Origin of the sequence: Chitinophaga sp. Ak27, assembly GCF_012726295.1 — a bacterium.
Taxonomy (GTDB): Bacteria; Bacteroidota; Bacteroidia; order Chitinophagales; family Chitinophagaceae; genus Chitinophaga.
This window is the reverse complement of record NZ_JABAOB010000003.1, coordinates 88,671-101,096: the sequence shown is the minus strand read 5'-3', so window position 1 is coordinate 101,096 and position 12,426 is coordinate 88,671. Positions and strand designations below refer to the sequence as shown.

8 protein-coding genes and 2 tRNA genes are annotated in these 12,426 nt (G+C 43.7%); 3 read left to right on the top strand and 7 right to left on the bottom strand.

The features are described from left to right. Position 1 precedes the first annotated feature (1 nt). On the top strand, positions 2-922 hold the full coding sequence (locus HGH90_RS11860; protein ID WP_168766805.1) for a helix-turn-helix domain-containing protein: 921 nt from the start codon (positions 2-4) through the stop codon (positions 920-922). A gap of 129 nt (positions 923-1,051) precedes the next feature. On the opposite strand, the gene HGH90_RS11855 is transcribed toward HGH90_RS11860, so the two are convergent. The 4 genes from HGH90_RS11855 to HGH90_RS11840 all read right to left on the bottom strand — a co-directional run bounded on the left by HGH90_RS11855 (position 1,052) and on the right by HGH90_RS11840 (position 5,042). Then, positions 1,052-1,534 carry a MaoC family dehydratase gene (locus tag HGH90_RS11855; protein ID WP_247680020.1) on the bottom strand — a complete coding sequence of 161 codons (483 nt, stop codon included), beginning with the start codon at positions 1,532-1,534 and terminating at the stop codon, positions 1,052-1,054. Between the two features lie 263 nt (positions 1,535-1,797). Beyond that, a tRNA-Pro gene (locus tag HGH90_RS11850) sits at positions 1,798-1,871 on the bottom strand. Between the two features lie 176 nt (positions 1,872-2,047). Continuing rightward, positions 2,048-4,444, bottom strand: coding sequence for an ABC transporter permease (locus HGH90_RS11845; RefSeq protein WP_168766804.1), 2,397 nt, complete (start codon positions 4,442-4,444; stop codon positions 2,048-2,050). A 190-nt stretch (positions 4,445-4,634) separates the two neighbouring features. Further along, entirely contained in the window at positions 4,635-5,042 is a 408-nt protein-coding gene (locus HGH90_RS11840) for a hypothetical protein (protein WP_168766803.1), read from the bottom strand. 411 nt (positions 5,043-5,453) lie between these two features. On the opposite strand from HGH90_RS11840, the gene chrA reads away from it, so the two are divergent. Together chrA and HGH90_RS11830 are read left to right on the top strand one after the other, a co-directional pair. Beyond that, complete coding sequence (gene chrA, locus HGH90_RS11835) at positions 5,454-6,809, top strand: chromate efflux transporter (protein WP_211093105.1); 1,356 nt, start codon at positions 5,454-5,456, stop codon at positions 6,807-6,809. A gap of 57 nt (positions 6,810-6,866) precedes the next feature. Beyond that, positions 6,867-8,243: a hypothetical protein gene (locus tag HGH90_RS11830; RefSeq protein ID WP_211093104.1), complete on the top strand. Its 1,377-nt coding sequence runs from the start codon at positions 6,867-6,869 to the stop codon at positions 8,241-8,243. An 84-nt stretch (positions 8,244-8,327) separates the two neighbouring features. Here the strand turns inward: HGH90_RS11830 and HGH90_RS11825 are convergent, their stop codons facing one another. The 3 genes from HGH90_RS11825 to dnaA form a co-directional block, all read right to left on the bottom strand. Beyond that, positions 8,328-10,067 carry a hypothetical protein gene (locus tag HGH90_RS11825; RefSeq protein WP_168766802.1) on the bottom strand — a complete coding sequence of 580 codons (1,740 nt, stop codon included), beginning with the start codon at positions 10,065-10,067 and terminating at the stop codon, positions 8,328-8,330. Between the two features lie 160 nt (positions 10,068-10,227). Beyond that, positions 10,228-10,316: transfer RNA gene (locus HGH90_RS11820), tRNA-Ser, on the bottom strand. 203 nt (positions 10,317-10,519) lie between these two features. After that, positions 10,520-11,953 carry a chromosomal replication initiator protein DnaA gene (gene dnaA, locus HGH90_RS11815; RefSeq protein WP_079469646.1) on the bottom strand — a complete coding sequence of 478 codons (1,434 nt, stop codon included), beginning with the start codon at positions 11,951-11,953 and terminating at the stop codon, positions 10,520-10,522. Between the last annotated feature and the right edge of the window lie 473 nt (positions 11,954-12,426).

The window sequence follows — 12,426 nt, the reverse complement described above, 5'->3', positions numbered from 1 at the left end:
CATGGCAAATCAGCAACCCATACGTATTAAAACCATTAGCGGGTACCACGAGCTTATGCAACTGCCTAAACCGGCGCATCCACTGGTGAGCGTAACGAGGTTTGAAGATGTAAAACTTACGTACGATGAGCCGGTAAGCAGGATAATGGATTTCTATTCCATTGCCATTAAACGAAATACCCATGTAAAAATGAAGTATGGGCAGCAGGAATACGATTTTAATGAAGGAATCATGTTCTGCATGTCACCAGGACAACTGCTGAGGATTGAAATTGATAAGACACGGCAGCCGGAACACACGGGATGGAATCTACTTATCCATCCCGATTTTCTTTGGAACACGCCGCTGGCTAAAACCATCAAAAAATATGAATTTTTCGATTACTCAGTGAACGAGGCCTTGTTTCTTTCGTCTAAAGAGGAAGACACACTTGTTGGCATTATGCAGCAAATAGACCAGGAATGCCAATCCAACGTAGATAAATTCAGTCAGGATATCATTATTGCACAGTTAGAATTACTGCTTACTTATACCGAGCGTTTCTATCACCGCCAGTTCATCACCCGCAAGATCAATAATCATAAAGTGCTGGACCGACTGGAACAGGTACTTTCCGAATATTTTAACAGCGAAGATATCACCAAATACGGCTTACCAACCGTCACCTATATTGCTGAAAAAATCAATATCTCGCCCAACTACCTAAGCGGTTTGCTAAAAGTGCTTACTGGGCAAAGCACCCAACAGCATATTCACGAAGAACTAATTAAAAGGGCGAAGGAAAAGCTATCCACCACTGCATTATCGGTAAGCGAGATTGCTTATGAGCTGGGGTTTGAACACCCGCAGTCGTTCAGTAAATTGTTCAAAACCAAAACTAAACTCTCGCCGGTTGAGTTCAGGCAGGCTTTTAGTAGCTAGAAACAATTTTTCCAAAAAACAAAGAAGCCTGCTCTTTTTCTGAGTAGGCTTCTTGCTATGTCGGGATGATATAACCGAGTTCGTATCTGTTGATAAGCGATTTAATACATCATGAATTCATTCCGGATATTACACAAAATGATATAAGAAGACAACATTACCAGTGTAAGCCGGCTTCGGCTGATTTTTAATCATCAGTGTGGCTTCGATAATAACTTTCGTCACCCCTCTTAAATTGGTTATTGTATTGAGTTTAGCCTTTAGCTGCACTTCACTGTCCACCAAAACCGGCTGGCCAAATTTAAAACTCTCTATACCATAGTTTATTTCCATTTTAATATTGCGTACATCTACAATCTGCTTCCACAGATATGGGATTAATGCCAATGTTAAGTAGCCGTGTGCGATGGTTCCACCGAATGGGCCCTCGCGTTTAGCTTTTTCCTCGTCTGTATGAATCCATTGATGATCCAGTGTTGCGTCTGCAAACTTATTAATCTGTTCCTGGTCTATTTTATGCCAGTTGGAAATGCCTAATTCTTTTCCAAGATACATGCTATATTCCTCGAAAGAGTTAATTATCACCATTTTTCGATTGTCGATTGTTTCCATTATGACGCAGTTTTATTTTTATATCAATAGTTACAATGTAGTAATATATGTGCTTTTATTGATTGGGAGCAAAAGTATTCAGAAAAATATTTAAAATAGAAAAGATAAAAAAATAACCGGACAGCTTATCCTCTCATAGACAGGATCTGCGACTCCGTCGAAAGTTATCCGTAATGCGGTGTGGAAACACCGTAGTAATCACTATTACAATATGAGGCAAAAACAAAGAAGCCTACTCGTTTCTGAGTAGGCTTCTTTCTAAGTCGGGGCGGCAGGATTCGAACCTGCGACCTCCTGCTCCCAAAGCAGGCGCGATACCGGGCTACGCTACGCCCCGAAATCCCTTCTTAGTCCGCGTTCTGGCAATATAGACAGCCCTTGTGGCGACATCCTTGCTTCAATTGCGGAGTGCAAATGTAGGAAATTGTTTAACATAAAAACAAATTTTTTCTCCATAAATTTTAAAAATACAAAAGAACCAGCCACCACAGCAACTTTCAGGGTATTATATTTTTACTCAGATCTTAAACTTTTAACGGGGTTGGTCATCGCTGCCTTTATCGACTGGTAACTCACAGTCAGAAATGAAATTACCAGGGCAGCAATGCCGGCAGCTGCGAAAAACCACCAGTGCAGCCGGATATGATAGGCAAAATCCTGCAACCATTTATTCATCATCCAGGCAGACACAGGGAAAGCAATAACCAGCGCCCACAATACCAGTTTAACGAAATCTTTCGACAGCATGCCTACAATACCCGATACGCTGGCGCCCAGCACCTTCCGCACACCTATTTCTTTGATACGTTGCTGCGTGGCAAATGTGGTAAGCCCAAATAAGCCCAGGCAGGAGATAAGAACCGAGAGCGCAGAAAAAACATTGAATAATTTCCCCATCCGCTGTTCGGCCAGATATAAGTTGGCTAGGTCTTGATTTACAAACCCAAATGAAAAAGGGAAATCGGTATAGATCTGCTGGAAAACCTTTTTCATTACCGCTAAACGCTGGCTCATATTGGCAGGTGTTGTTCTCAAAACCACATAACCTGTATTGCCATTAAAATCACTATTGCTGCCATTCCTGATAATCAGCGGCTGTATCGGCTGTTGTATCGGTTTAAAATTGAAATCTTTGACTACCCCGATAATCTGCCCGGCCCTGCTGTCGAGTGTCAACCTTTTCCCTATCGCCGTTTCAGGGGCTATCCGCATGGCTTTCAGCGCCGTTTCATTGACCACATAGTTAATGTTATCTCCCTTAAAATTTTCTGAAAAAAAACGTCCCGACTTCATCCGCATACCAAACGTACCGACAAAATGATTATCTGTCCACATTTGCGGGAAAACAATATCATCAGCAGGTGTTTTCCCCTCCCACTTTACCGCCTTGGTACCGGTAGGCATATCCGTAGGCAAATGACTCACAAAGCTGTAGTTATCCACTTCAGGATACTGGCTCATAGCAGTTTTGAAGGCCTGCTGATGCTGTATCAGGTCGCCCACACGGGGAATAGGTACATACAGGAGATTTTCCTTGTTGTAGCCTATATCCATGGTCCGGATAAACTGCAGCTGGTTGTATACAACGATGGTGCTGACCATCAGGATTACCGCAATGGCAAATTGTACGATAATTAACCCATTCCTGAAATACGTTTTTCCACCGTGTAGCATTTTTACGCCCTTTAACACTTTAACGGGGTTAAACGAAGACAGGAATAGTGCAGGGTAACTACCGGCCAGCAATCCCACTATCACTGCGATGGCTAACAATGCCCCTATCATCTTTACATTCAGCACGTGCAATACCATTGCTTTGCCCGACAATTGATTAAACAACGGCATCAGCGCCCAGGCGATGACGATGCCAATAGCCAGCGAGATAAAAGATAACAATACCGCCTCGCTTAAAAATTGCAGCATCAGCTGAAAGCGGAAAGCGCCCAATGTCTTGCGCATACCCACTTCCCGGGCACGTTGCCCCGACAAGGCGGTAGACAGATTCATGAAATTGATGGCTGCTACCACCAATATAAACACTGCTACCAGCGAAAAAATCAATACCTGCTGGTGATTCCCCTGCCCGGGTACATCCAGCATATAATGGGAGCGTAGATGGACATCTGCCAGGGGCTGCAAAAACAGTGTACCATTTGTTTTAGAATCATCATGCTTCCGGTAAGTATTCATAATTTGCTGTTGCAGCGCAGCTAACGCAGGAACGGTGGCACGAAAGTGCTCATTCATCTGCAGGTAAGTATATACATCAAAATTGCCCCATGCCTGTTGCTGATTTATGACCTTGTCATATTGCTGGATAGGCACCAACATATCGAACTGCAGATGAGAGTTCTGCGGAATATCTTTTAGCACACCCGTCACCAGCAGATCATTCCCCTTGTAGTTATTGTCGATATATAGTGTTTTGCCCATCGCTTTTTGGGGACTACCAAAAAACTTAGTTGCGCTGGCTGCTGTCAGTACTACTTCTTCGGGGCGCGTGAGCAGGGAAGCAGCATCCCCCAGCAGTAACGGATAAGTGAAGATGTGAAGGAAATTGCTGTCGGCATAGTAAATACGCTTTTCGTCAAACTTTTGCGCACCTGCTGTAACCATGCATTGGAGGGAAGATAGCCGGGTTACATTTTTAACCACCGGTACCTCATCTCTGACAGCCATGGCAATGGGCACCGGTACCACGGCCGCATCAATATCCGACACACGGGCAGTAAGGCGATATATGTCATTTGCATGCTCATTAAATTTATCATAGCTTCTTTCATCCTGTACCCATAGAAAAATAAGGATACTACTGGCCATGCTGACGGCCAGCCCTAAAATGTTTAATCCCGAAAAAAGCTTATTCCTGAAAAGACTTCTGAAAGTGGTTTTCAAATAACTCCTGAACATACCCTAATATATTGAGATATTCTTGGGGCGAAAATACGGTGCCAGTAATCAAAATAGTTTTAAATAAATCATTTATACATTTATTATTTATATAATTGTCCGGAAGCGGTACATGCAACGTCCGGTATTATATGCAATAAAAAAAGGGAGCAGTAGTACTGCTCCCTTCCTATCGCTGTTTTATAATTGACTATTTTTCTGCATCCGGTTTTCCTCCTTTCTGTGCATGCTGTGCATTCAGATCTTTCAGCTTAGCCTGCTGATCAGGGGTCAGAATAGTCTGGAACTGTTGCTTGCGGTAAGCGGAAATTTCTTTAAACCCACCTTTTTGTCCGCTTGCCTTGGCCGCATCCTTACGGCGGATACATTCTGTATTTACATCCAGCACCTTTTTATATTGATCATCTGTGAGATTTAATTTCGACTTTAATTCATCAGTGTAGGCGATAGCGCGTTTTTCAGGAGCTGGTAATGCTTTAGGAGCAGCAGGGGCTTTAGCAGGCGCCTGTTTGGCGGCAGCAGGGGCAGGTGTAGCTGTTTGTGCGAAAACCGGGGATACCGCCAGCATGATAGCGATTGCAGCAATTAACTTTTTCATATGTATAATTTGTTTTTGTATGGCCCGTAATCCAATTTTCTTGCCAGTGCATCAGAACCTGGCGAACCGGGGCTTAAAATCTGCTTAAAAAGAAAAACAGCTTTCTACTACCGGATTACCTGTTGATAAAAAGTACCGGATTTTATCATTTCTAAAATCGCTCTAAAACCCCAAATAAGCCTCCAAAAACAAACTCCTTATCCCCATATTCAAAAGTGCGCTTAAACCAGTCAAAAACAAGCTTATTTTAACGCAAATAAACATATCAAAACCTTGCATAGCAGTACTTTTTAAGCTATCTTTACACAACTTGAAAAACAGCTGCTTTTCTCTTAAAAAATAATTTTTCACCCATCAACCGGTATAGCCTACCGGCTATTTCCTGCTACCGTTATACCAGTCAGCAATCCGATGCAGGGCATCGGATTGGCCATACTATGCCTGCTATCGGACGTAATTGGAAAGCCGTTATTTATTATGGATACCACCAGTAAACTGTCGACACCCTCCTTTAATGAAGCCTTGAAATTTTGGTTTAAACTAGGCTGGATCAGCTTTGGCGGTACCGCCGGCCACATTGCCATCATGCACGAACACCTGGTAGAACAGAAAAAATGGATCAGCCATCACAAATTTCTGCATGCACTCAATCACTGCATGATCTTACCCGGACCAGAAGCCCAGCAACTGGCCATTTATACCGGCTGGCTGATGCATGGGAAACGGGGAGGCATTGCAGCAGGAATGCTGTTTGTACTGCCTTCTATGTTTATTCTATTGGGACTTAGCATCCTCTATGTATTGTATGGGAATATTCCCTGGGTAACCGCTATGTTCAATGGCCTGAAGCCCGCCGTCATTGCCATTATACTACTCGCAATGTTCAAAATCGCGCGCAAGTCCCTACACACGCCGGTTCACTACTTATTAGCCGCGATAGCCTTTATTGGTATCTTCTTCCTTCATCTTCCCTTTCTCAGCATCATTGCCGGCACGCTTATTTTTGCACTGGTGGCACACTGGGCCTGGCCTTCACTGCTACCCACCGGATCTGAGATAGCAGAAGAAGAACCATCGCCTGCTACCCGCAGCAACTTCCAACTCAAGCCATTCCTGCAATTGCTGGGGGCGGGCATTGTATTATGGCTACTGCCTTTCCTGCTCTTCTGCCTGCTGGGTGATTTTAGTTTCTGGAAAAGCCTCGGCCTCTTTTTCACCCAAACCGCCTTTGTTACCATTGGCGGTTCTTATACCGTACTGCCCTATGTAGCACAATTTACCGTTACCAAACTAAACTGGCTCACCAGGCTGCAAATGCTCGACGGATTTGCCCTGGCAGAAACCACGCCGGGACCATTGATCATCGTATTATCGTTCGTCGGTTTTATGGCGGGATACAATCATTTTGGCGGCTCGTTGTGGATGGGTACCATCGGGCTTTTAGCCACCACTTACTTTACCTTTCTGCCCTGCTTCCTCCTGATCTTCGCCGGGGCGCCGCTGATCGAAAAAACACAGGGTCACCCGGCAATAGCCGGGGCACTCGGGCTCGTTACCGCCGCCGTAGTTGGCGTAATCCTGAACCTCACACTCTACCTGGGCAAAGATGTATTGCTTCCGCAAGGATTGGGTATAAGTCATCCCGACTGGTGGGCCGCGGCCTGGGTCATCATCTCCCTGATCCTCCTTCAACGATACCGGACCAATATCTTATTCCTGGTAGGTCTCAGCATCTTATTCGGATTACTGCATCACCTGTTGCTGTAAAACATCCGACAACCATTTGCCGGGCCGCGCGTTATTAATGAACCAACATCCTCCATTATGACCACCAAAATAACTTCGCTGACCGACCTGCTAACTGCGCTGGCTCATCATCAGCCACAAACCCTGCAACTGGAAACGTCCATTCTTTGTCCATATGCAATTACACTGCCGCCGGGCTATACACTCTGTGGCACCGATAAGGATAAATGCATGCTCAGCTTCAATAACAGCGACGGCATTGGCATCACCGCCAATAACACCATCAAGGATCTCACCATTATGACTACCCCTTCCTGCAGGGCTATCTTTTCTCAAACCGGCTTGCCAGATATGGGTACCATCACATTGCATAACTTATGTGTTACCGGCCAGATATCTGTAATGATACGGCAAGGCACTCATCACCTGGTATTGCATGCCGGCGACATCGACATAGTGTCTTGTGATGCCCGCCGCTACAGCGAACAACCACAGAAATACGGTGTAAACGTTTACCAGGGTGCTTTTACCGTGTATAATTTTAATGGAGATAGCAACAGCAACATCGAGGCCCGGTTGACCGACATCACGATAGGCCGGAAAAATGCCCCGGTCATCGGCTCGGGAATTTTTATCAGCGGATTTGGTGATAACGGGGGATGGGTAACCCTCCAAAAACTTACTACCGGCGCAGTCTATTCCAATGGCATGCTCCCTTACGGCACTGCCGATATGATCACCGCCGCCGTGTTTATTGTGTTTGGCGTAAAAGCGAAAACAGTGGTGCATCACGGCGAGATTGTGACCTATGGTGTAAATGATATGGTACTCGATACCTGGGGCTCTGTAGACAACTGGACCGCCCAGGAGCAATTAATCTCTCATGGACCCAGCGGCATAGGCTTCGTTAACTTCGGCACCGTAGATACTTTCACGGCCAAAAAAGAAATCATCACCCATGGATTAGGTGCACGGGGCTTTAATCAATATGATGGCACTGTTAAAAACATCCATCTCAAATCCATTACTACACACGGCGATGGCTCCATCGGTATACAAATCAGCAAACCTATCGGCAGTATCCACATTGCGGAAAATATTACTACCCATGGCAGTATCGGCAACACCCTCGTAAAAGGCGTACTTATGCCGCTTCCCGCTATAGCTTTCAGTATTAAACCTGGCGGCGCAGTAGAAAATCTTACTATACAGGGCGACATTACCACTTATGGCGCTAACGTAGACACCTATACGATCGAAGGCGGTAAACTGGAGCATATCCAGGTAGCAGGCCTGATCAGCGCCCAGGGACCAGATGCGCATGCTATTGTAGTGAGCGCCGGCGGAAGTACGCCACTCACCAATGTAACAGCAGGAGCGAAATCAGGCCAAGTGCTGGTGAATAATGGCGGAACGATTACGGATAAGAGTGGGTTTATGGAAGAGGGAGTGTAGAGATAGTAGATAATGTCATCAATGCAAAAAGCAGCCATGAAAATATCTTAGCTGCTTTTCACACATATCTTTCTTAGCTATTTATCAATCCGCAGTAATCTTCGCAATAGCAATTTTTGTTTTACCCAATCCTCTATCTGTTCTTCCTACCATATACATATCGTTGCCAATGATGGCGCCTAACCGGGGCATGGCAGTAGGAATATCCGCATTGTTGAAAAAAGGCTTCCTGGTAATTTTACCAGACGTTTCATCAATATTTACGAGGAAACAATCCGACTTGGCAAAACGCCCAATCAGTTTAGCTTTCTGACCAGCCTGGGTAACTATCGCATTTCTGGGATGATCGTTAAATAAGAGCTGGATATTTCCATTTGTCTGTAAGGCTCCAAAACCAGAATAGTAAGGCCTATTCCCTTCCATAAAATAACCTAACCCGTAAGAGAAACCATTGGTAGGGGCAACGGAGGAGCCTACATTTATTTCTTCCCGTTGCCTTTTGGGCAATACCTGTAACCAGCCAATATCCCCGGAGGCATCTATTTTACATATCATCAGGTCGCCCGATACATAAATAGCATAGGAAGTAGATCGCCATTGACCGGGCATATTATTAAACCCCGGGCTGTAACTCTGGAAGGTGCTTACATAATTATCATATTTTTCGGCGACAATAATCAGTCCGTTGTCAGCCGTATAAAAAATTTTCTGGAATCGCATGTATTTGGAAAATCCTTCTCCTTCCGCTTTCATTTTCTTCAATTCTTCTCTTATCTTCTTCTCTTCCTTTGTTTCCTCTTTATCATCCGCCTCTTCATCATCAGCGTTATCCTGATTGGCCAACAACAGCGAATTATTAATGGGCTTATCGCTGGTCGATACTACTTTCCCATTAGTTACGTTGATTCTTTGCACCAGCAGTCCATCAATCGTTTTACCTTTTTTTTCATTGCTGTAAAAGGCTGTCAGCACCAGGTCTTTATTTCTTTCCTGTACCAATTTAGTATTGGTGAGCCATTTCCCGTTGATGCCGGTATTGATCTCAGTTTGCAGCTTGCCTTTGTCTTCGTAAATGCGAATATTGTAGTTGGTGAAATCAAGAAACTTTTCTTTCTTCTTTTTGCCTTCTTCATACTCATACATGCGCGCTACCAGTACTACCTTGTGATCGAGTGTGTACAGCACATCTTCCAGCTGGTACTTCTTAGGCTCAAACTCATTCCGGATAACAAGCGGCTTTGCAGAGGGTCTAAGGCTTTTGTCGAACTCCTGGATCTTATACTCATTTCTTTCCTTTCCTTTAGCGCTGCTCACTATTAAAATTCTGGAGCTATCCACATTGTAATCAATCTTGAAATCAAATTCATCATTCTTTTCTATTTGCTGAAAAGTGGTGATCTCACGCCATTCGCCGGTAAGTTCACCAGTAGTCTTATCCACCGTGGAGGCGTAAATGGCAAATGTTTTATCGCGCTTACTGTACTCAGATGAAAACAGGAATAACTTATCCTGGCAGGCAAAAAACTGTTCAAATTCTTTTCCTCTCAATTCCTTATTAAAGTCATTCCGGTAAACTTCCGACAGGTTTTTATCCACCTTTACAAGGGAGGCTGATTCTCTGAGGGTGGCACCGACTACAAAGTAAGACTTCATGGCCCAGTGGCTTTCCTCAAGATAAGCACCGGTGTTGTCGGCATGTATTACTTTGAGGTCGGTACTACCTTTACGGAGTTTAAATTCATCGCCCCATTTAATAACCGTTTTTTGAGCTGCGGAAACGAAGCTAAGAGCAGTCAGGCACAGAGATAGGTAAAAATGTTTCATTGGTTTTTTTTGGTATAAGGATATACAATAAATATTAAAGGTATTTTTTTAGACTGATGCCGGCCCCGTTTGCACTTTTTCTGGGATCATCGGGCCGCTGTTAATATATTAAAAGAAAAAAGCCCTGGTTACTTGCGTTTACCAGAGCTTTTAAAGCTTGCGGAGAGAGAGGGATTCGAACCCTCGGTACAGTTTAACCCGTACGACGGTTTAGCAAACCGTTCCTTTCGGCCACTCAGGCATCTCTCCGTATTTCCCAGAAGGGGCTGCAAAAATAAACAAAGTTTTATATTCTCCAAAAGCATTTTCATTTTTTTATAAAAATTTTGAAACCCATATTATTACCAGGGTATCTAAACGCGCCACCAGGGCTATTCCGGTAGCATAAAATAGTGATGCCATTCTAAAGAAGAATGGCATCACTAAAATAGGTTATTGGGGGGAGGGAGGCCTTACATAGCGGCCAGCTGTACTTTCTGTTGCAATTCAATCACGCTGTCGCGGAAGTTATTATCTGTATCCATCAGGTCTTTTACGGTTTGGCAGCTATGAATCACGGTAGTGTGATCACGTCCGCCAAAATGTTCACCGATCGTTTTCAAAGAGTTTTTAGTAAATGATTTCGCCAGGTACATAGTGATTTGCCGGGCCTGTACAATTTCGCGTTTACGCGTTTTCTGCAGCAACTTATCGTATGGTACATCAAAATATTCACATACCATTTTCTGGATGCTTTCTATCGTAATTTCTTTGGAAGATGTTTTCACAAAAGACTTCAATACCCGCTTGGCCAGTTCCAGGTCTATCTCCTTACGGTTCAGCGACGACTGCGCCAGCAATGAAATAAGCGCGCCTTCCAGTTCACGTACGTTTGTCTGGATATTGTACGCTACATACTTCACTACTTCCTTCGGCATTTCCAGTCCGTCGTTTCGCATTTTCATCTCCAGGATTTCCATCCTGGTTTCAAAATCAGGGATCTGGATATCTGCACTTAATCCCCAGCGGAAACGGCTCAACAGCCTCTCCTGTACACCGTCAAGATCTTTCGGCGCCTTATCAGAGGTGAGGATCAGTTGCTTACCTGACTGGTGTAAGTGGTTGAAGATTGCAAAGAAGGCATCCTGCGTTTTTTCTGCGCGCGCAAAGAATTGTATGTCATCTACAATCAATACATCAATCAACTGGTAAAAGTGAATAAAATCGTTAATGATATTATTCTTGGAGTGATCTATAAACTGGTTGATGAATTTTTCTGCGCTCACATACAACACCGCCTTATTGGGATGAATGCGCTTTACATCATTACCTACTGCCTGTGCCAGGTGTGTTTTACCAAGACCTACACCTCCGTATATCACCAACGGATTAAAAGAAGTGCCACCGGGCTTCTCTGCCACGGTTTTACCTGCCCGTCTGGCTACACGGTTACTGTCTCCCTCTACATACGCATCAAACGTATAGTTTGGATTGAGCTGTGAATCAATTTGAACCCTTTTAATGCCCGGGATAACAAACGGATTCTTCACCGGGTTATGAATCGTTAAGGGGAAATCTACTTCATTGTCTTTCTGAGGTTTGGTAAACTGCGTGGGCATGTTTACTGTTCTGGGATGCTGATGTGGTGTACCGTTCTCGACAACAATGCGATACTCCAACCGGGCTTCTTTTCCTAATTCTCTTTTGATGGTTTTTCCTAACAATCCCACATAATGCTCCTCAAGGTATTCATAAAAGAATTGGCTGGGGACCTGGATGGTTAAAACATTGTTTTCAAGTTTAATGGGTTTAATTGGTTCAAACCATGTCTTAAACGGCTGCCATTCTACTATATCCCTAATTATATTAAGACACTTTTCCCAAACTTGTTCGCAAGTTTTATTCATTGAGATAAAAAAAATTAGTTGTTTCTTAATTAAGGATGCTTAGTTCTCGAATTCGAAATTCCCCAACGCAGGAAGTTGAAAAATTTTCAGACAGGATGACGAATATCTGTAGAAAATGTTGAAAAAAAAAATTTATCTACCCTTGTTTATGTTATCCTGATTACAGTTTGCCTAAACTCCTCTTTCCGCTGCTGCCGGGGCTTTACAACCCAGACGTGACAAGGTTTTCACTACTATAAACCCCGTTGATTAACAGTACCTTTATCTTCGTCATTCTCCTTTTTATCATAAATATGGATATATAACTGATAAAATAATATTGTATCCTTGTCAACAAAAAAAATCGTTCACTGGTAAAGCGCGAGATATTCACACTTTTTCCGGAGAGGGTGCAAAACTATGTTAGTATCTCCATTTAAAAAAATGTGTTTAGGGGTAGTAATTATGGAAGTATTTAATTATAACCGCGCGCA